The following is a 20,750-nucleotide window of genomic DNA, read 5'->3' as shown; positions in this document are numbered from 1 at the left end:
GGCGGCTCCTTAATTTAAGTTACAGGCTTCTAGGCCTGATAAACGCATACGCACTTCAAGCTCAGGTAATTTTCGTGGTGCTGTGCCTTCAAGCCCTTTGGCAAAGGCACGAATGTGCGCAGGCGTAGTGCCACAGCAACCGCCAACAATATTAATAAAGCCCGATTTACCCCAATCTATGATCTCTTTTGCCATATCGTCTGCTTCTAAGTCATATTCACCAAACTCATTGGGTAAGCCGGCGTTAGGGTGAACAGAGACAAAGGTTTCGCACACGCGCGATAGCTCTTCAACGTATTGGCGCAGTAAATCTGGCCCAAGGGCGCAATTTAAGCCAATTGAAAGCGGCTTAATATGGCGAATAGAGTTATAAAATGCTTCGGTGGTTTGCCCTGAAAGCGTACGGCCTGAGGCATCGGTAATAGTACCTGAAATCATCACTGGCAATGTGCGCCCTGCTTGTTCAAACGCTTCTTCTACCGCGAACGATGCCGCTTTTGCATTAAGCGTGTCGAATATGGTTTCGATTAAAATTATATCTACACCGCCCTCCATAAGCGCAAGGGTTGACTCAACATACGCAGTCACTAACTTATCAAAGGTGATATTACGATAGCCGGGGTCGTTTACATCCGGCGATAACGAACAGGTTTTAGATGTTGGCCCTAAAACACCTGCTACATAGCGCGGTTTTTCTGGGGTTTTAGCGCTAAATTCATCACATACAGCGCGAGCTAACTTAGCCGACTCTAAATTGACTTCACGGCTTATATTCGCCATGTCGTAATCTTCCATCGAAATGGTGGTCGAGTTAAAGGTGTTAGTTTCGATAATATCGGCACCAGCGGCTAAAAAGCTACGGTGTATTTGAGTTATTATTTCTGGCTTGGTTAGGCTTAATAAATCGTTGTTGCCTTTAATAAGCACATGCCAATCTTTAAAACGTTCACCACGGTAGTCTTGCTCTTCAAACTTATGCGCTTGGATCATGGTTCCCATTGCACCATCTAAAATTAAAATGCGCTGTTTGAGCGCAGCGCTCAGCTGTTCATGCTTATTGTTTTGAGAATTATTCGGCATAGTTGTTAGTCCTTACGTCTTGGCTAACTAAGTTAATATCATAGGGTGTGGTTTGGTAAACGTAATAATTTAACCAGTTTGAAAACAGTAAAAACGCGTGACTTTGCCATGTTTTAGACGGTTGCTTGCTGGCATCGTCATCAGGAAAATAGTTTTCGGGCTTTGGCGCATCGGGACTTTTTTGTAAATCGCGCTCATATTCGGCTTTTAAACTGTCGGCATCGTATTCTGGGTGGCCGGTAATAAACACTTGGCTGCCCGATTTATTTTTAAGTAAATACGCCCCGACTCGTTCAGAGCCCGCTAATACCACCAGCTCTTCACAAGCGTTTATTTTATTTATATCTATGTGGCCATAGCGTGAGTGCGGCACTAAAAAGGTATCGTCAAAGCCGCGGGTAAGTGCACCATGGGCAAAGTAGCATTGATGGGTAAACACCCCACACAGTTTATTGTCTTTTAAATCGCGCTTTAAATTATAACGGTGATATAAAGCCGCGTGGGCAGCCCAGCACGAAAACAAGGTAGAGGTTACATGCTGCTCGGCCCAATCAATAATCACTTTGAATTCTTCCCAATACGCCACTTCTTCATACTCTAAATGTGCCAAAGGCGCACCGGTAATTAATAGTGCATCGTAATTATTGTTTTTCACTTCTGAAAAGTAACGATAAAAGGTATCTAAGTGTTGCTCTGAGTTACTACTGCTACGATGCGTGTCAAGGCGCAGTAGCTCTACATTTACTTGCAGCGGAGAGTTAGCCAACAAGCGAATAAACTGTACTTCGGTTTCTACTTTATTAGGCATAAGATTAAGAATAGCCAAACGCATAGGGCGTATTTCTTGGGTTTTTGCACGCGTTTTTGGCATTACAAACACGTTTTCATGACGTAAACGTGCAATAGCTGGCAATTCATCTTCTACTGTAATTGGCATTCTTAAAGCTCCTGCTCATAAAAACCGAGAGTTAATACGCTCTCATTATGAACAGAATGCCAAAAATATCAACCTCTAGATGTATAGATGTCTAAATGAAATTTATTCACGCGGTTTGTACAAATTGAATATGTACTTTAAAACAGCCCCATTCGTTGACTGTTTCACCTGTGAGCCACTACAATACAGCATTGAAATTTTTATTATTATTGAAGGCTTCTTCCATGGTTTTACCTGATAAGTTTATATTCTCGATGAGTCGAGTATCTAAGGTTGTGCCACCAAAACGCACTATCTTAAAAGATATTTCGTTGCATTTTTTCCCAGGCGCAAAAATTGGTGTGCTAGGTCTAAATGGTTCTGGTAAATCATCATTACTACGCATTATGGCAGGTGTTGATGAAGATTTTGAAGGTGAAGCTCGCCCTCAACCAGGCACTAAAATTGGTTACTTGCCGCAAGAGCCTGTTTTGGACGAAAGCAAAACAGTTCGTGAAATTGTTGAAGAAGCTGTAGGTGAAGTAAAACATGCCCTTAACCGCCTTGACGAAGTGTATAACGAATACGCAATGGAAGGCGCTGACTTTGACGCACTGGCTAAAGAACAAGGTGAATTAGAAGCGGTTATTCAAGCGCACGATGGTCATAATATCGATAACGTATTAGAGCGTGCAGCCGATGCTCTGCGTTTACCTGAGTGGGATGCTAAAATTGAGCACCTATCGGGTGGTGAACGCCGCCGTGTTGCTATTTGTCGTTTATTACTCGAAAAACCAGATATGCTTATTCTCGATGAGCCAACTAACCACTTAGATGCTGAGTCGGTTGCCTGGTTAGAGCGCTTCTTACATGACTACGAAGGCACCGTTGTGGCAGTAACGCATGACCGTTACTTCCTTGATAATGTTGCTGGCTGGATTTTAGAGCTTGACCGTGGTGAAGGTATTCCGTGGGAAGGTAACTACTCGTCTTGGCTTGAGCAAAAAGATGCCCGCTTACAGCAAGAGCAAAAATCTGAAAAAGCACGTCAAAAATCAATTGCACAAGAACTTGAGTGGGTGCGTTCAAACCCTAAAGGTCGTCAAGCTAAGTCAAAAGCACGTATGGCACAGTTTAGCGAGCTACAACAGTCTGATTACCAAAAACGTAACGAAACCAACGAATTGTTTATTCCACCTGGCCCACGTTTAGGTGACCAAGTATTAGAAGTAAACAACTTACGTAAAAGCTTTGGCGACCGTGTTTTAATTGATGATTTAAGCTTTAGCATGCCTAAAGGCGCTATTGTGGGTATTATTGGTGCCAATGGTGCAGGTAAATCAACGCTATTCAAAATGCTAAGCGGTGAAGAGCAGCCAGATAGCGGTAATATCAGCATTGGTGAAACAGTAGAACTGGCAACTGTTGATCAGTTCCGTGGCAACATGGACGAAAGCAAAACGGTATTCCAAGAAATCTCTGATGGCCAAGATGTACTAAAAATTGGTAACTTTGAGTTCCCAAGCCGTGCTTATGTTAGCCGTTTTAACTTTAAAGGTAACGATCAACAAAAGTTTGTTAAAGACCTTTCAGGTGGTGAGCGCAACCGTTTACACCTAGCTAAGCTGTTAAAAGCAGGCGGCAACGTAGTACTACTGGATGAGCCAACCAATGACTTGGACGTTGAAACATTACGTGCCCTTGAGAATGCTATTTTAGAATTCCCTGGTTGTGTCATGTGTATCTCGCATGACCGTTGGTTCCTTGACCGTATTGCTACACACATTTTAGATTACCGTGACGAAGGCCAAATTAACTTCTTTGATGGTAACTACACTGAGTACGAAGAGTGGCTTAAAAAGACCCTTGGCGCAGAAGCTGCACAGCCTAAGCGTATTAAGTACAAAAAAATTGGCTAACAGCCAGAGTGAATAAGTTAAAAGCCCTGCATTTTATGCGGGGCTTTTTTATGCGAGCTATTTTTATCTTTGAGCAAATTGGCGTGTTGAGCATTACCAGCTATGCTTATTATAAATAACAACTTTATAAGATTATTATGCAAAACCGTCGGCAATTTTCTCGTATTATGTTCTCTACAGCAGCGCAATTGGAAACGGCTAGCTCCCAGTATGCATGTACCCTATTAGATATTTCTTTACATGGTGCACTGATCACTAAAAGCGATGCCTTTACAGGCAACAAAAATGACGAAGCAATATTACGTTTTACCTTGCCACAAAGCGATATTGAAATAAAAATGCCGGTGGTTATTCGTCACATAGAAGAAAACCATATTGGTCTTAAATGTCATAACATTGATATAGACAGCATTACGCATTTAAAGCGCTTGGTTGAACTAAACCTTGCTGATGAAACATTATTACACCGTGAGCTTGAAACGCTTATTTACCAAACATAAATAGACGCACTGCGTGAAGTTGATTACCATAACCAAAAATAATTAAACGACGCAGATATGAGTTTAAATCCCAATCTACCTTTAGTTTATCATCCTAATTACTCGTTTAGTTTTGATCCCAAACACCGCTTTGTAATGAGTAAATTTGCGCAGCTATACCAGCATGTTAAAACCCTTGGGCTTGCTGGCAGCAATATCATAGAGCCACCACATGGTCGTGTTGAAGAGTTAGAAATAGTGCACTGTGAAAACTACATTCACGATTTATGGCATAATCGCCTAGATGAAAAAGCCATGCGCCGTATTGGCTTACCCTGGTCGCAAGCACTAATGAACCGCACATTTACCGCCCCATTAGGGACACTGCAAACTGCGCGTTTAGCGCTTAAAAGTGGTCTTGCGTGCCATTTAGCGGGCGGCACTCACCATGCCCACAGTGATTTTGGCTCGGGTTTTTGTATGGTGAACGATTTAGCTTTTACCGCACAGACGTTAATTCAAAACCGTGAAGTGACTAACGTACTGATTTTTGATTTAGATGTTCACCAAGGTGATGGCACGGCAGCCATTCTGGCTCATCAACCTTATGCGTTTACCTGTTCAATACACTGTGAGAAAAACTTCCCATTTAGAAAGTCCCCTAGCGATTTAGATATTGGTTTAGCTAATAATATGCAAGACGCTGAATACTTAGGTATTGTTGACGATACGCTGCAATTTTTATTACACGAGCTTAACCCAGATCTGGTTTTATATGATGCTGGCGTTGATATTTGGCAAGAGGATGGCTTAGGTAAACTGGATATTAGTTGGCAAGGAATAGAAAAGCGCGACCACTTAGTGCTTAAGCGTTGTCTTGCAAATAACACCCCGGTGGCCACTGTGATTGGCGGAGGTTATGACAGAGATCATCAGCGACTAGCAAAGCGCCATGGCATTGTTATTGAGCAAGCAGCCAGTTTTTAAATAAAAAATACATAAACTAAGCTACACTTTAAGCTTATAAGTAGATTGAGGTTATTATGCGGTTATTCACTTTTATATTGTTGTTTTTTAGTTTTATTGTGCCAATAAGCGCCCACGCAGACACTGAAGAGCCACCAGAACTTCCGCCATTAAACCCCAAGTATGAAGCAGAGCATGCCATGGTATTAGTTAATAAGGGTTCAAGTGTATACGCCATTAACATTCCAAGCTTTGAGCTTCCTTATGATATGCATGTTATGTACAAGGTAGATGTATCTGATATTCCATTTTTAGATTTAGTCCGTGACGCTGAGTTAGTTACAGTAAAACCCAAACCGTTTAATATTCAACGCTTAATGCGAGGCGAAGAAGTCGCGATTACCGCAGATGTGTATCTTGGAGATTTTAGACAAGGAGGTAGCTTAGTTTACAGTGATAAATTAATAGAGCTTAGCGAGCAGTTATTTACTCGTGAGCTAACTGATTTAAGCCCAGCCTCAAAATGGCAACAGTACGATATGGTTACGCTAAAAAATAACGAGCGTATTTATATTCACCAAATAACTCAGCCACCAAGCTATCATCATATAATGTTTGTTGATTTAAGTGGTGCCTGTTTACAAAAGTTTCGCACCTCAACTGAAGTGCCATCTGCTGGTGAGCTCAATTATAAATTTATAAATTGTGGCACATTGAAACCCATGTTTTATGATGCTGAAAGCTTAAGTAAATAAGCTTTATTTGAAAACGTGTTCAGCAATCAATTCAAGTCCAGTTTGCATCGCCAAAGTTGATTGCCCAGCAAATCCTAAACGTACATAACTATGTTGCTTAGGTATTAAGCTACGTTCTGAGTCTTTAAAGTAAAATTCAGGCTCAACCTGTATATACACACCTTTACTTTGCAGTACTTGCTTTAATTGGTCCACCGGTTCATTTAAATTAACCCACATAGCCATACCACCATCAGGTTTTTTATACTCAATTGGCAAACCTCGTGATTGCAATAACGTTAATGTTTTATCCATTGCTTGATAACGCTGTTTATAATGTTTGGTCATACGTTTTAAATGGCGCTCAAACGCACCTTCTTGCATAAAATGGGCAACAGCTAACTGCATAACTACATCATTTTTATGGTTCATTAACTGCTTCCATGCTAATAACTGTGCAATTACTTTAGGATCTGCGCAGATGTAACCTATTCTCGCAGCGGAAAACATAATTTTAGAAAACGTAGACAAATAAATAATAATTCCGGCAGGATCGTCAGCCGCCATAGGCTGTAAAGGCTGACAACGATAATGGAACTCGTGATCATAATCATCCTCTATAATCATTACCCCATACTCATAACATAACTGATAAATTTGCATTCGTCTGGTTGGTGACAGCGTCACTGTTGTTGGGTATTGATGCAGCGGCGTTAAATACAGTAACTTGATGGCTACACGTTTGAGCTGGGCTTTTAAGTCATCAACGCACAAACCGTATTCATCTTGTTTTATATCAACTAACTGTGCACCACACGCTGAAAATGCTTTGCGAGCAGGCGGGTAACCTAAGGTTTCGGTTGCAACATAATCGCCTTTATTAATAAAGGCTTTTGATACTAAAAAAAGCGCTTCTTGAGAGCCATTACACATAAGGATGTCGGCTGTTTTTAGGTTTCGTGCTTTGTGTAAATAATGACTAATTTGCGATTTTAAATTAGGCTCCCCAGCCACATTACCATAGTGAAATTGGCTGGTATCTAAATGATTAAACACATGACTTACGGAGCGTTTAAATTCTTTATAGGGGAAACGTGTTAAATCGGGTAAGCCTCCAGCAAAGTTATAAGCATAGTGATTTAAAGCCATTGTAGGTTCTGGTGCCGTAAGCGTGGTAGCAAATCGATACGGCTTAGGAGTCAATTCTTGAGACTGAACTGTGTTTATACTGTTTTGAATAGGCAATGTATTGGTAACGCTGTAGCCTGATCGTTCATAGGATTCCAACCACCCTTCTGCGACAAGAAGTTGTAGAGCATTCATTATCGTATGGCGGTTTAATCCGTATGCTTGTGCCATATCGCGTGCAGAGCTGAGTTTGCTACCAGCGAGAATATCCCCTTTTATAATCGACTCCCTAAGTGCATCTGCAATTTGCAGGTATTTAGCTCTACTCTGGCTAGTGAGCTTTATATTAAGTGGCTGCATAACACCTTCTAAACTGGTATAGGTAAAAATTAAATTCTGGTTGTTTTTAATAAACCAATAAAGCGTACATTTGTTATGAATAAATAGCAAAATATGGGGCTTATAATGTTCACAACGCAAATTCATCAAACCAACAAGGTTGCCTTAGAGCCACTTAAACTCAAACATCTCGAGGGTCTATATCAAGCAGGTAAACATCCACAAATTTGGCAGTGGGTATTAAGTAATTACGCACAAACTCAAGTTAAGTTGGAGCAATGGTTTACAAATAGCGCGCAGTTTAATCAAAACGAGCAAGTGGTATTTGCCATTATTGATAAACATTCACAGCAAGTTGTTGGCACAACCCGTTTATTTAGGTTAGACAGTGACAACTTAAGCGCTGAAATTGGCCATACCTTTATTAGCTTCACTGCACAGCGGACATACGTAAATACGCATGCAAAATATTTACTTCTGAGATATGCATTTAATCAGCTTAATTTAGTACGGATTAGCTTTAATACCCATGAGCACAATCAACAATCACGCAATGCAATTGCCCGTTTAGGCGCTAAGTTTGAAGGAATCGCCCAAAAAGACCGACGCCTAGAAGATGGTTCATATCGCAACACCGCAAAATTCAGCATTATTGACGAACAATGGCCAGCTATAAAGTTACGACTTGAGGAGCTATTATAATGTACCCACCCGAGCACTTTATGCAAAAAAATACCGAGCAATTGCATGCGCTTATTAATAACTTTCCATTAGCAACAATTTTTATGCCCTGCTCAAATAGTCAATTAAATAACATTTGTCATGTACCTATGTTATTCAACTCTTTAGAAAATATGTTTATTGCACATGTAGCAAAGTATAATCCACTATCAAAGCTTGATAATAAACAGGTGAATTTACTCTTTAATAGTGACAATTGCTATTTATCACCCTCCTATGCGGATAATCAAACATTGCCTAGCTGGCTTTACGCATCGGTGTTAGTGACTGCAAAAGTACATATTATTAAAGATGAGCTAAAAAAGGATCTCGTAATGCGAACCCTCACTAGTCATTTTGAGAAAACATTTGAGCCTGAGTGGAAAATTGATGAAGTGCCTGAGCAGCATCGCAATACAATGTACCAACACCTGAGTTTTATAGAGCTTACGCCAATTCACTGGCAAGGTAACTTCAAACTCAGTCAAAATAAATCAGCCACTATAAGAGATAAAATAAAACAAAGTCTGGTAGATGCTAATAAGCACTCAATAGCAGCCTTGTTTTAAGGACGAAAAAAGGCTCCTCGCAATGCTCAGAGCCTTTGGTTAACTTTGGGAATTAACTCGGTTCATTGATCAGATAAGATCAGTTTAGCGCCACTAACTGTGGCGCAATTGTTTGATAATCTACCGCCATGGCAATACTCAAAGCGGTAATATTAATAATTGAAAACGCAAACACTTGGCGTGCCCAACGGGTGGTGTCTATGTTGTAGCGATACCCTCTAAGTGCCATGAGTAACCACCAAAAACTGGTGATACAGGCAACTGCCATAAAGGCAGCACCGGTATAACCACTAATTGGCAATAGCATCACGACTAAAGCATATACTGCAATATAAAGCACAATATGGCGCTTAGCTTTGTTAACACCTTGCGCCACGGGCAATACTGGAATATTAGCGGCTTGGTAATCCTTAAAGCGAAAAATAGCAATCGCATATGAGTGCGGCATTTGCCACAAACTAAACATCACCAACAGTATTAATGCACCCATATCGAACACACCCGTAACGGCGCAATAGCCAACAACAGGTGGAACTGCGCCCGACAGACTACCAATAAAGGTACCGTAAACAGAGTTGCGTTTCATGTAGAGGCTGTACACCCCTACATAAATGACATAGCCAAAGGCGGCAAAAAATACCGCCGCTTGAGTGGTAAAGGCGATTAATAAGCCAAAGCCAATTAGCCCTAATAACACGCCATGGCTTAAAGCGGCTTTTGCAGACATTTCGCCCGTTACAGTTACACGTGAGCGAGTACGTGCCATAGCAACATCAATGTCTCTATCAATAACATTGTTTATGGCACATCCCGATGCAACAACAAGCGATAAACCAACCAAGGTAACCAACATTAACCATGGGTCTATATCACCGCGGGCGGCAAGTAAAAAACCACCGGCAACGCTGATCAAATTCCCCATAATAATACCTGGCTTAGTAACAGCTAAATAACGACGAAACATCTGAAACCTCTAATACATCATCATTGCGTTTGATTCATAAATGATCCAAACAGACAGTCCAACCACCATGACGATGATCAACGCGCTAAACAAGAAGGTAAAGGTATTCGCTTTGCCTTCATCGGTGGTGAAATTAAGGTGTAAAAAGTATTTTAAATGCACCCAAATTTGCACGATTGCAAAAGTAACGATACTCCAAAGCGTGGTGACTTTTGAAAAATCGCCCTCCATCACCATCCAAAATGGAATGGCCGTTAAAATCACTGACAAGACAAAACCAATAAGATAGGTTTTAACACTGCCGTGTGACTGATCATGATGTTGGCTTTGCATTTGCGCTAAAGCATGCGTTTCACTATGACTCATTACATTGCTCCCATTAAATAAACAACGGTAAATACACAAATCCACACAATATCTAAAAAGTGCCAAAATAAGCTTAAGCAACTTAGGCGCGTGACGGTTTGTTTACCTAAACCGCGCTTGATCACTTCTATCATCATTATGCTCATCCAGATAAGGCCTGCAGTTACATGTAAACCATGCAAACCCACTAATGAGAAAAACGATGTTAAAAAAGCACTTTGCTGTGGGCCATTGCCATGAACAATTAAATGATGGAACTCATAAATTTCCATGCCAATAAACACCGCGCCTAAACAAAAAGTGACCGCGAGCCAACCAAGCGTCAGCGCCTTTTTTTGCCCTTGAGCGGCAATCATGGCAAAACCAAAAGTGATACTACTAATAAGTAGCGCCGCAGTTTCTACGGCAACAAAATCAAGCTCAAAAATATCTTTGCCCGATACACCACCTGCGGTGTTCATATAAAGCACTGCGTAGGTTGCAAAAAATGAGGCAAATAAAAGGCAATCGGTCATTAAATAAAGCCAAAAGCCAAAGATTGTATCGCCAGAGGTATCGTGATGTTCATGCGTATGACTTACGCTATGAGGCTCTAAATTTACATGGCCTTGAGTTGCAGATAACGTACTCATGCGCTTACCTCCTTCGTATTACTGGCAATATGCGCGCCTTCTATTTGTAATATTTCATCGTTTTGCACGTAGTAATCTACATCACTGGTGTAAGCACGGTTAATAAACAGCGCAATCGCGCCAATAAAACCAAGCCCTGCTAGCCACCAAATATGCCAGATCATGGCAAAACAAAACGCCGTTAAACTCGCAGCAATAAGCACACCCGATGCGGTATTTTTTGGCATATGAATTGGGCTATAGCTAGATTTACCTTGATAAGCTAGGCCTTTTTCTTTCATGTCAGTCCATGTATCAATATCATCAACATGCGGGATTTCAGCAAAGTTATAATATTGTGGTGGTGATGACGTTGACCATTCAAGGGTGTGACCGTTCCAAGGATCGCCGGTGGTATCATCAAGCGCTTCGCGGTTTTTAAAGCTCACATAAAGCTGAATAACTTGGCAAATAATACCGAACATAATAATCACGGCGCCCACTGCAGCAATATAAAGCCAGATATTCCAATCAGGATTATTAGAGTGATTTAAGCGACGAGTCATGCCTAAAAAGCCGAGTACGTACAATGGCATAAAGGCTACGAAGAAACCGATTAACCAACACCAAAATGATGCTTTACCCCAACGCTCATCAAGCTTAAAGCCCATTGCTTTGGGGAACCAAAAAACAAAACCAGCTAAGTAACCAAAGACTGCGCCACCAATAATGGTGTTATGAAAATGAGCGATTAAAAATAAGCTGTTATGCAATACATAATCGGCACCAGGGATTGCTAGTAATACCCCCGTCATACCACCAATACTGAAGGTAACCATAAAACCAAGCGTCCACAGTACGGGCACAGTAATGCGCAAGCGACCACGGTAAATAGTAAACAACCAACTAAATAACTTAACCCCAGTAGGCACAGCTATGACCATGGTCATTACCCCAAAGAAGGCATTTACATTGGCACTTGAACCCATAGTAAAGAAGTGGTGTAACCACACAATAAAGCCAAGAATAGAAATGGCACCGCTTGCATACACCATCGATTTATAACCAAATAAACGTTTACCAGTGAAGGTCGACACTATTTCAGAGAAGATACCAAAAGCTGGTAATACTAAAATGTATACCTCTGGGTGACCCCATGCCCAAAACAGGTTGATATACATCATGGCGTTTCCGCCGGCTTCATTAGTGAAGAAGTGGAAATCTAAATAACGGTCTAGCGTTAGCATGGCAAGCACTGCGGTTAAAATTGGAAATGATGCCGCAATTAAGATATTTGCCCACGTACATGCCCATGTGAAAATTGGCATTTTCATCAGAGTCATACCAGGGGCACGCATTTTAAATACTGTCACTAGGAAGTTAACAGCGGTTAATAGCGTACCGAGCCCCGATATTTGCAAGGCCCAAATATAATAATCGACCCCCACCCCAGGGCTAAAGGTCAACTCCGACAACGGTGGGTAAGCAACCCAGCCTGTTTTAGCAAATTCACCAAATATAAGTGATAAATTTATTAAAATGGCGCCACTGGCAGTAAACCAAAAACTTAAATTATTTAAAAATGGAAAAGCCACATCACGGGCACCAATTTGCAGTGGTACAACAATATTCATTAAACCAATCATAAATGGCATCGCCATAAAGATGATCATAATAACGCCATGAGCGGTGAATATTTGGTCGTAATGCTCTGGCGGCAGATAGCCTGGCGCGCCACTGGTAGCAAGCGCTAACTGCGCACGCATCATAATGGCATCAGAAAAACCACGAAACAGCATGATTAGTGCTAATAAAATGTACATAACGCCTAAGCGCTTATGATCAACCGAGGTGATCCAGTCACGCCAAAGCACACCCCATTTTTTATATTTTGTTATTAGCCCAGCTATAATAAGCCCGACAACAGCAATCACCGCCATGGTAACCATGATAATAGGTTCATGAAACGGAATTGCATCTATAGATAATTTACCTAAAAACGACATGATTATTCCTCGCCCTGGCTGTGTGATGATGGCATTGAATGATTACCCATTGCTTGATGCTCATTACTCATCTGCTGATGTTTACCCATAGCATGATGTTTTTTATTCATATCGCCATGCGCCTGCATGTATTTCATCACTATGGTATGAAATAAACCGCCATCAACCTTGCCATAATAAGCAACTGGGTTGTTCTCACTTGCTTTTGCAAGCTCAACATAATTGGCATGAGTAAGATTATTAGCGTTAGTTTTTACCTGTTCAACCCACTGGTTGAAGTCAGCTTTTGTTGGCGTTGCGATGGCATTAAATTTCATACCAGTAAAACCCGCGCCACTGTAATTAGCCGAAAAGCCTTTAAACGTGCCTGGCTCATTAGCAATTAAATGCAGCTTAGTTTCCATGCCCGCCATTGAGTAGATTTGACTACCTAACTGAGGGATGAAAAACGAGTTCATGGTGCTTTCTGACGTGATTTTGTATTCAACCGGAACATTGGCTGGAAATACCAATTCATTCACCGTGGCAATACCTTGTTCAGGGTAAATAAATAACCATTTCCAATTAAGTGACACCACTTCAACAGTAAGATGTTCACCTTTACCTTCTATCGGTTTATAGGGGTCAAGCTCTTGCGTTGACTGCCAGGTGATCACACCTAAAATAACAACAATAACAATAGGAACCGCCCATACAACAGCCTCAATCTTATTAGAGTGAGCCCATTTTGGTGCGTAAATTTCATGGTTTTGTGTGTCTCTGTATTTCCAAGCAAAATATAAAGTCATCACAATAACGGGGATCACAACTAACAACATAAGCACAGTGGCGATGATGATCAGATTTTTCTCATCAATACCTATCTGCCCTTTTGGGTCGAGTACCCCGCCATTACAGCCTGATAAAATCAGCGCCATACTAGCTAAAGCAATATTAAAAAGGTTACGAATTAACAAGGGACTATCCTAAAACCTAAAGAGTTTTTATTAGCTGCCAAAAATATTTAGCAACGATATTTGATAAAAACCCAAGTTAATTAAGATTGAATTACAATAATGCAGAGCGAATGCAAGCATGAAGTATTGACCACTGGCTTAATAGTAAACACCTAGCAGAACCAACCCAGCTTTTTAAACACATTAATATAACGCAATAAAAATTAACTTGGGTGAGGTGTGGTTGGCTGAGAGTGTGTAAAAAACACTAAGCTACAATGAAAGTAATCGTTATTTACAGCAAGAATAAATAATTAGATACCACAGGTGTAACCTATACCCATAAAATTAATGGGTAAACAGACAACCTGTATAGCTAGGTGGAGCACGACAACCATGCGCAGCTTGCACTGGTTGCTGAACTTTAGCCTCGCTAAAAGCAAAGGCTGCTTTACGGAGGATTATTCCAGCACGACGCGCTGGAAACATGTGGAACAATAGCCAACAAAGGCCAATAAGTAACTGACACGATAAGATGGGATGAGCTAAAAATTCGGCAATTGTCAGTAATAATGGCTCTATAAAAAAGCCATCACTGACCAATGCTTCAAGCCTAAAGGCATCCTCAATAGCGCCACTAAGCAACATAACGACATTAAAAACTAATAATGTTACAGCCACACTCACGCCCTTTTTCGCTTTTTTAAAGCGCTCATGCAACACTGACTTACCTAAGGTAAGCAAAGCGCTGGTATGAAACAAAGAAAGTGAGTTCAAAAACATTAACCTATTAAAATGACTAATAACAAAATTCGGAGTACACCGTGGCAACAAAAAAGGTTGCAGCCGTAAAGCCTTATACAGTGACATGAAATACAGTCTCAACGCATTAGCACTATTTTGCCAAGCTAGTTTTGATCCGCATCAATAGAACTTTCAAAACTTACTGAAAGTTCGGGCATGAGTATAACAAAGAGAATTTTCTGTTCAAGATAAAAACACGATTATTTTATCGGCTGGTGATTTATTTATGCCGATATAAATAAAAAACCTCCCGTAGTGAGCTACGAGAGGTTTTTTGTTTAAACAGGGATACCCTATTTAAAGAATTTGGTTTTCTTTCCATACTTGCTCTTTGGCTAGACGCTTTTTGCGTTTATCACATGGATCATCGCAATCACATGCTTTGTCAATACCTACAGAGCCTAGGCCTCCGCAGCTACTCGCCATCGATTTTCTTTGTACTATCATGCCTATCGCCATTGCAGCGACAATTAAAATAAGTAAGCCAAAGGTTAGAAAAAAAAGTGACATTGCTTAGCCCCTATTGTTCAGCAATAAAATGAGCCCAAACATCATATCTGAGCTTATTGCATTATATACCCTCATGATAAGGATATAAACCTAAAGACTATAAATAAGGCTTAAACGCAGGGCTTGAATAGGTGACTAACCCCTGTGCCGATTTCGCAATTAAATACACAGGTAAATCATGCTGCTGCGCATAACGTTGTGCCTTTTCCATACCCATTACCGTTAAAGCAGTCGCTAAACCGTCCGCCGTCATTGCACTTGGGTGTAAAACAGTAACAGAGACTAAATCGTGCTTAATTGGCATGCCTGTCATCGGATCAATAAGGTGCGTATAGGTTTCACCATCCATAGTATAAAAAATTCTATAATCGCCTGAGGTGGCAATGCCATTATTACCCGGTGTTAATACGCGGTGTACTTTGCGCTCGCCCGGATTTGCATCAGGTTGTTCGATTGCTATTCGCCATGCTTGATTGTCTGGTTTTGTACCAGCAATACGCAGTTCTCCACCAATTTCAACCATGTAATCTGTAATGCCTTTACTTTGTAATAGCTCAGCAACTTTATCAATACCATAGCCTTTTGCGGTAGCCGAAAACGACAGCTCTAAATCAGCAACTGTTTTAGCTAACCCTTGCTCATTAAGGACTAGCTTATCTATACCAATGTTACTGACCATATTTGCAAGTGCTTCATCCGTTGGGCGCTTTGTTGGTTTTTTATCAGGACCAAATCCCCATAAATCGATTAGCGGTCCCATAGTCACATCGAGTGTTTTAGTTGAATCACCAATTCGTATAGATTCTGCAATAACCGCTCTAAAGTCATCACTAATCGGCATTACTTGATTAGCACCTAAACGGTTAAAGGTGTTTATTTCTGAATCTTCAATATAGGTCGACATAGACTGGTTAATATCAACTAAAACCGCATCTATTTCTGCTTGAACTGCTTGAGGATCCACTTGATCAGCGTAAAACTTGATGTGGTAAGTTGTCCCCATCGTTTTACCTTCAAGGTAAGCTTCTTCGTTGTGTTGTGAATTGCCACAACCGGTGATAAGTAACGTGGATATGATTAAAAATAAGGCTACCACGCCTTTAACTGTGCTTAATCGATTCATAATAGCCTACTTATAAAGGTTAAATAGAGTATCAACTAAAATCAGCGGTAAAGCCAAACTCAGTCAGTTGATATAAAAAAGCCTCATAACACTTAGTGCTATGAGGCTGGTATTTTAACTAAATTTATTTAGTTTGGGTATTAGCCACCGAAATCATCTAATAAGATGTTTTCTTCTTCTACACCTAAATCTTTAAGCATAGAGATAACTGCCGCATTCATCATTGGAGGACCACACATGTAGAACTCACAATCTTCAGGCGCTTCGTGGTCTTTAAGATAGTTCTCAAATAACACGTTGTGGATAAAGCCAGTGTAGCCTTCCCAGTTATCTTCTGGTTGCGGATCTGAAAGCGCTGTATGCCAAACGAAGTTATCGTTTTGCTCAGCTAGGCCGTCAAAATCTTCAACATAAAACATTTCACGCTTAGAACGCGCACCATACCAGAAACTAATTTTACGCTTAGAGTTTAAACGCTTAAGTTGGTCAAAGATATGTGAACGCATTGGTGCCATACCTGCACCACCACCTACGAATACCATTTCAGCGTCTGTGTCTTTAGCGAAGAACTCACCAAATGGACCAGAAATAGTTACTTTATCACCTTCTTTCAGTGACCAAATGTACGATGACATTTTACCACATGGTAGGCTTAGGTTTCTTGGCGGCGGCGTAGCGATACGCACGTTAAGCATAATAATGCCTTCTTCTTCTGGGTAGTTAGCCATTGAGTAAGCACGAATTGTTTCTTCGTCTACTTTTGACTCCAGGTCGAAGAAACCAAAATGGTTCCAATCGCCACGATACTCTTCAGGAATATCGAAATCAGCGTATTTAACATGGTGAGCTGGCGCTTCGATTTGGATGTAACCACCCGCACGGAACGGCACTGACTCGCCATCTGGAATTTGTAGCTTAAGTTCTTTGATGAACGTTGCTTTGTTATCGTTAGAGATAACTTCACAATCCCATTTTTTAACACCGAAAATTGACTCTTCAAGTTCAATTTCCATGTCATTTTTAACATTAACCTGACACGCTAAACGACAACCTTCACGTGCTTCACCTTTAGAGATGTGGTCAAGTTCAGTTGGCAGAATATCACCGCCACCTTCTTTAATGTGAACGCGACACTGACCACAAGAGCCACCGCCACCACATGCAGAAGATACGAAAATACCTGACTCAGATAGTGCACCTAATAGCTTACTACCTGCTGATGTTTTAATGGCTTTGTCTGGATCGCCATTAATACCGATGATGATGTCACCGCTTGCAACTAGCTTAGATTTAGCACCAATGATGATTAAAACTAGTATTACAACGATAGCGATAAAAACACCAACGCCTAAGAAAATATCCATGATTGACCTCGCTATTATTACAGTGAAATACCAGAGAATGACATAAAGCCAAGACCCATCAAGCCAACAGTGATAAAGGTAATACCTAGACCACGTAAACCATCTGGTACGTCTGAATACTTCATTTTCTCACGGATACCTGCAAGTAATGTAATTGCAAGCGCCCAACCAACACCAGCGCCAATACCATAAACAACAGACTCGCCGAAGTTATAGTTACGCTCAACCATGAAGGCTACCGCACCAAAAATTGCACAATTAACTGTGATTAGTGGTAGGAAAATACCTAATGCGTTGTACAGCGGTGGGAAGAACTTATCTAATGCCATTTCAAGAATTTGCACCAGTGCAGCAATAACACCAATGAAAGTTAAGAAACGTAAAAAGCTAAGATCCGCTTCTGGGTAACCAAGCCACTCAAGTGAACCTGGTGCTAATACCGCATGGTAAACCAAGTTATTAACCGGTACTGAAATACCTAATACAACAATAACCGCTACCCCTAGGCCAATTGATGTAGTTACTTTTTTAGACACGGCTAAGAAAGTACACATACCTAGGAAGAATGCTAACGCTAAGTTTTCAATAAAAACGGCTTTTACAAATAAACTAATATAATGTTCCACTTATCGCCCCTTACGCTTTAGCTTCTACTTGGTCTTTCTTATAAGTACGAAGTACCCAAATGAATAAACCAATAATGAAGAATGCACTCGGTGGTAAGATCAATAGACCCATAGGTTGGTACCAACCACCATTTTGTACTAATGGAATAATATCAACACCGAACAGTGAACCTTTACCGAATAACTCACGAATAAAGCCAACAGTAAGAAGCACTACAGAGTAACCTAAGCCATTACCAATACCATCAAGGAAAGACATTAATGGCGGCGACTTCATTGCATAAGCTTCAGCACGACCCATTACGATACAGTTAGTAATGATTAGACCAACGAATACAGATAACTCTTTTGCCGTAGCGTAAGAGAAAGCTTGTAGTACTTGGTCAACCACGATTACTAATGATGCAATAATCGTCATCTGTACGATGATACGTACTGATGATGGGATATGGTTACGAATAGTCGAGATAAAAAGGCTAGAGAATGCAGTTACCAAGGTCAATGCGATTGACATGATTAATGCATTTTTTAAGCTAGACGTTACCGCTAGCGCAGAACAAATACCAAGTACTTGTAATGCGATTGGGTTGTTAGCGAAAACTGGACCGAATAGGACCGCCTTCATTTCTTTAGTATCAGCCATTAGTTCAATGCTCCTTTACGTACTTTCGCAAGGAAAGGGCCAAAGCCATTTTCGCCAGTCCAAAAATCAACTGCATGGTCAACACCGTTAGACGTTAATGTAGCACCTGAAAGACCGTCGATCTTATGCTCATCACCGGCTGCAGTCCCTTTAACGATTTGGATTGGTAACTCTTTACCTTCCCACGTTGCAGTCCACTGTGGGTTTTGAATTTCACCACCTAAACCAGGTGTTTCGTTATGTTTGTAGAAAATAATGTCTTTAATAGTTTCGCCATCGCTTTCAAGCGAGATAAAACCGTACATTAAACCCCATAAACCATAACCCTGAATAGGAAGGATGATTGCATCAGTAGAGCCATCGTCTTTTTTAGAGATGTAAACAGGCGCACGCTTGGTAATACGTTGAATACCGGCGATGTCCTTAATACCATTCTCTTTTAAAGACTTGCTTAAATCAGCATCATATTTGCTTTTTTCAAAGTCGAAATCTTCTACCGGCTCAGCAAACTCACCACTTTGCATATCAACAAAGCGGGTTTCGATTTTAGCTTCAAACGTTTCTGCAACGTTATCAACTTTGCCAATACCAGCAGCAGCTAAGATATTGCTTTGAATATCTTTTGCTTTATTTGCTTTTTGCAGAGGGCGAAGTTGTACAGATGTTAGCGATACAATAACTGCACACACTAAACATAATGAGACAACAACAGCTAGCGTTTTGCCAATTGATTCGTTATTACTAGACATTACGTGCCAACCTCCGCTTGATATTAGCTTGCACTACAAAGTGATCGAATAAAGGTGCAAACAAGTTAGCAAATAAGATTGCTAGCATGATGCCCTCTGGGTATGCAGGGTTAACAACACGGATCATGATAACCATAAAGCCAATAAGCGCACCGTATGCTAATTTACCTTTATCAGTAAATGCAGCAGATACAGGGTCAGTTGCCATAAAGAACATACCGAATGCAAAACCACCTAATACCATATGCCAGTACCAAGGCATAGCAAACATAGCATTGGTTTCAGAACCAATAGTATTTAGTATTGATGAGGTTACTACCATACCTAGGAATACACCTAGCACGATACGCCAAGACGCGATGCGCACGTAAATTAGGAATAAACCACCAATAAGTACAGCTAGTGTAGACGTTTCGCCCATAGAACCTTGAATGAATCCGTAAAACGCATTCCACCAAAGCTCAATATCAGTCGCGTAATTTAACGTACCAGCAAACGCTTGACCAAGCATAGTCGCGCCAGAGAATGAATCTACGGCAGTCCATACTGTGTCACCTGAAATTTGTGCAGGGTATGCGAAGAATAAAAACGCACGACCAGCAAGCGCAGGGTTTAAGAAGTTACGACCTGTACCACCAAATATTTCTTTTGCGATAACTACACCAAAAGTAATACCTAGCGCAACTTGCCATAAAGGAATCGTTGCAGGCAGGATTAATGCAAATAATACAGAGGTTACGAAGAAACCTTCATTTACTTCATGCTTACGCACAGAAGCAAACAATACTTCCCAAAAACCACCGACAATAAAGGTTGTTGCATAAATAGGTAGGAAGAAACATGCTCCGTAGAACATTTTTGCGCCCCAACCAGCATCAACGGTTAACTCACCGCCTAATAACTGGAATAAACCTACTTGCCAAATGTTAGCTAGTTCAAAACCATTACCAAGCGCGATTGCCGCTTGATGACCAATATTGAACATACCAAAGAACATGGCAGGGAACGTCGCCATCCACACTAAAATCATCATGCGTTTTAGGTCGATGTTATCACGAACGTGAGTTGAACCTTTGTTTACGTAACCTGGCGTGTAAAAAATAGTCGCAGCGGCTTCATACAGCGCGTACCATTTCTCATGCTTACCACCTGGTTCAAAATGCGGTTCGATATCTTCTAAGAAAGTTTTTAAGCCCATT

Annotated in this window: 22 protein-coding genes; 6 read left to right on the top strand and 16 right to left on the bottom strand. The window is 40.8% G+C overall.

The annotated features are described in order from the left end of the window. Nucleotides 1-9 precede the first annotated feature (9 nt). Both A9479_RS10655 and metA read right to left on the bottom strand, forming a co-directional pair. On the bottom strand, nt 10-1,080 hold the full coding sequence (locus tag A9479_RS10655; protein ID WP_064663397.1) for a homocysteine S-methyltransferase family protein: 1,071 nt from the start codon (nt 1,078-1,080) through the stop codon (nt 10-12). After that, entirely contained in the window at nt 1,070-2,017 is a 948-nt protein-coding gene (gene metA, locus A9479_RS10650) for a homoserine O-succinyltransferase (RefSeq protein ID WP_013464367.1), read from the bottom strand. The genes A9479_RS10655 and metA overlap by 11 nt, the downstream gene beginning before the upstream one ends. Nucleotides 2,018-2,241: 224 nt before the next feature. On the opposite strand from metA, the gene ettA reads away from it, so the two are divergent. The 4 genes from ettA to A9479_RS10630 all read left to right on the top strand — a co-directional run bounded on the left by ettA (nt 2,242) and on the right by A9479_RS10630 (nt 6,115). Beyond that, nucleotides 2,242-3,915 (top strand): energy-dependent translational throttle protein EttA, encoded by a 1,674-nt coding sequence (gene ettA / locus A9479_RS10645; protein WP_064663396.1) that lies wholly within the window; start codon nt 2,242-2,244, stop codon nt 3,913-3,915. A gap of 137 nt (nt 3,916-4,052) precedes the next feature. After that, entirely contained in the window at nt 4,053-4,415 is a 363-nt protein-coding gene (locus A9479_RS10640; RefSeq protein WP_013464365.1) for a PilZ domain-containing protein, read from the top strand. Nucleotides 4,416-4,472: 57 nt separating this feature from the next. Then, nucleotides 4,473-5,381, top strand: coding sequence for a histone deacetylase (locus A9479_RS10635; protein WP_064663395.1), 909 nt, complete (start codon nt 4,473-4,475; stop codon nt 5,379-5,381). A 56-nt stretch (nt 5,382-5,437) separates the two neighbouring features. Beyond that, nucleotides 5,438-6,115, top strand: a complete 678-nt coding sequence (locus A9479_RS10630) for a hypothetical protein (protein WP_064663394.1) — start codon at nt 5,438-5,440, stop codon at nt 6,113-6,115. A 3-nt stretch (nt 6,116-6,118) separates the two neighbouring features. Here the strand turns inward: A9479_RS10630 and A9479_RS10625 are convergent, their stop codons facing one another. Further along, nucleotides 6,119-7,582 carry a PLP-dependent aminotransferase family protein gene (locus tag A9479_RS10625; RefSeq protein WP_064663411.1) on the bottom strand — a complete coding sequence of 488 codons (1,464 nt, stop codon included), beginning with the start codon at nt 7,580-7,582 and terminating at the stop codon, nt 6,119-6,121. A gap of 105 nt (nt 7,583-7,687) precedes the next feature. Between A9479_RS10625 and A9479_RS10620 the strand changes: the two genes are divergently transcribed. Both A9479_RS10620 and A9479_RS10615 read left to right on the top strand, forming a co-directional pair. Next, nucleotides 7,688-8,263, top strand: coding sequence for a GNAT family N-acetyltransferase (locus A9479_RS10620; RefSeq protein ID WP_028835477.1), 576 nt, complete (start codon nt 7,688-7,690; stop codon nt 8,261-8,263). Further along, nucleotides 8,263-8,850: an FMN-binding negative transcriptional regulator gene (locus A9479_RS10615; RefSeq protein WP_064663393.1), complete on the top strand. Its 588-nt coding sequence runs from the start codon at nt 8,263-8,265 to the stop codon at nt 8,848-8,850. Before A9479_RS10620 ends, A9479_RS10615 begins: the two co-directional genes overlap by 1 nt. Nucleotides 8,851-8,929: 79 nt before the next feature. Here the strand turns inward: A9479_RS10615 and cyoE are convergent, their stop codons facing one another. The 13 genes from cyoE to A9479_RS10550 all read right to left on the bottom strand — a co-directional run bounded on the left by cyoE (nt 8,930) and on the right by A9479_RS10550 (nt 20,749). Further along, on the bottom strand, nt 8,930-9,814 hold the full coding sequence (gene cyoE, locus A9479_RS10610; RefSeq protein ID WP_008111919.1) for a heme o synthase: 885 nt from the start codon (nt 9,812-9,814) through the stop codon (nt 8,930-8,932). 9 nt (nt 9,815-9,823) lie between these two features. Next, nucleotides 9,824-10,180 (bottom strand): cytochrome o ubiquinol oxidase subunit IV, encoded by a 357-nt coding sequence (gene cyoD, locus A9479_RS10605; RefSeq protein ID WP_013464355.1) that lies wholly within the window; start codon nt 10,178-10,180, stop codon nt 9,824-9,826. After that, nucleotides 10,180-10,812, bottom strand: a complete 633-nt coding sequence (gene cyoC / locus A9479_RS10600; protein WP_008111916.1) for a cytochrome o ubiquinol oxidase subunit III — start codon at nt 10,810-10,812, stop codon at nt 10,180-10,182. Before cyoC ends, cyoD begins: the two co-directional genes overlap by 1 nt. Beyond that, complete coding sequence (gene cyoB, locus A9479_RS10595; RefSeq protein ID WP_024601893.1) at nt 10,809-12,797, bottom strand: cytochrome o ubiquinol oxidase subunit I; 1,989 nt, start codon at nt 12,795-12,797, stop codon at nt 10,809-10,811. The genes cyoC and cyoB overlap by 4 nt, the downstream gene beginning before the upstream one ends. A 2-nt stretch (nt 12,798-12,799) precedes the next feature. Continuing rightward, nucleotides 12,800-13,753 (bottom strand): ubiquinol oxidase subunit II, encoded by a 954-nt coding sequence (gene cyoA / locus A9479_RS10590; protein ID WP_058154301.1) that lies wholly within the window; start codon nt 13,751-13,753, stop codon nt 12,800-12,802. A 327-nt stretch (nt 13,754-14,080) separates the two neighbouring features. Beyond that, entirely contained in the window at nt 14,081-14,509 is a 429-nt protein-coding gene (locus A9479_RS10585; protein ID WP_064663410.1) for a hypothetical protein, read from the bottom strand. A 324-nt stretch (nt 14,510-14,833) separates the two neighbouring features. Next, nucleotides 14,834-15,046, bottom strand: a complete 213-nt coding sequence (nqrM, locus tag A9479_RS10580; RefSeq protein ID WP_010391098.1) for a (Na+)-NQR maturation NqrM — start codon at nt 15,044-15,046, stop codon at nt 14,834-14,836. 97 nt (nt 15,047-15,143) lie between these two features. Beyond that, nucleotides 15,144-16,169: an FAD:protein FMN transferase gene (locus tag A9479_RS10575; RefSeq protein WP_064663392.1), complete on the bottom strand. Its 1,026-nt coding sequence runs from the start codon at nt 16,167-16,169 to the stop codon at nt 15,144-15,146. A gap of 140 nt (nt 16,170-16,309) precedes the next feature. Continuing rightward, the gene (gene nqrF / locus A9479_RS10570; RefSeq protein WP_013464349.1) at nt 16,310-17,533 is read right to left on the bottom strand and encodes an NADH:ubiquinone reductase (Na(+)-transporting) subunit F; all 1,224 of its coding nucleotides are present in this window, start codon (nt 17,531-17,533) and stop codon (nt 16,310-16,312) included. Between the two features lie 17 nt (nt 17,534-17,550). Further along, nucleotides 17,551-18,159 (bottom strand): NADH:ubiquinone reductase (Na(+)-transporting) subunit E, encoded by a 609-nt coding sequence (gene nqrE / locus A9479_RS10565; RefSeq protein ID WP_006791490.1) that lies wholly within the window; start codon nt 18,157-18,159, stop codon nt 17,551-17,553. Between the two features lie 10 nt (nt 18,160-18,169). Then, the gene (locus A9479_RS10560) at nt 18,170-18,802 is read right to left on the bottom strand and encodes an NADH:ubiquinone reductase (Na(+)-transporting) subunit D (RefSeq protein ID WP_006791491.1); all 633 of its coding nucleotides are present in this window, start codon (nt 18,800-18,802) and stop codon (nt 18,170-18,172) included. Beyond that, nucleotides 18,802-19,551, bottom strand: a complete 750-nt coding sequence (locus tag A9479_RS10555) for a Na(+)-translocating NADH-quinone reductase subunit C (protein ID WP_024601889.1) — start codon at nt 19,549-19,551, stop codon at nt 18,802-18,804. The genes A9479_RS10560 and A9479_RS10555 overlap by 1 nt, the downstream gene beginning before the upstream one ends. After that, nucleotides 19,544-20,749 (bottom strand): NADH:ubiquinone reductase (Na(+)-transporting) subunit B, encoded by a 1,206-nt coding sequence (locus tag A9479_RS10550; protein WP_008111893.1) that lies wholly within the window; start codon nt 20,747-20,749, stop codon nt 19,544-19,546. Before A9479_RS10550 ends, A9479_RS10555 begins: the two co-directional genes overlap by 8 nt. Nucleotide 20,750 lies beyond the last annotated feature (1 nt).

It is taken from the genome of Pseudoalteromonas sp. MQS005, assembly GCF_001661605.1.
Classification (GTDB): Bacteria; Pseudomonadota; Gammaproteobacteria; order Enterobacterales; family Alteromonadaceae; genus Pseudoalteromonas; species Pseudoalteromonas tetraodonis.
Note: the sequence above shows the minus strand (reverse complement) of the source record. Positions and strands in the feature narration are given on the sequence as shown.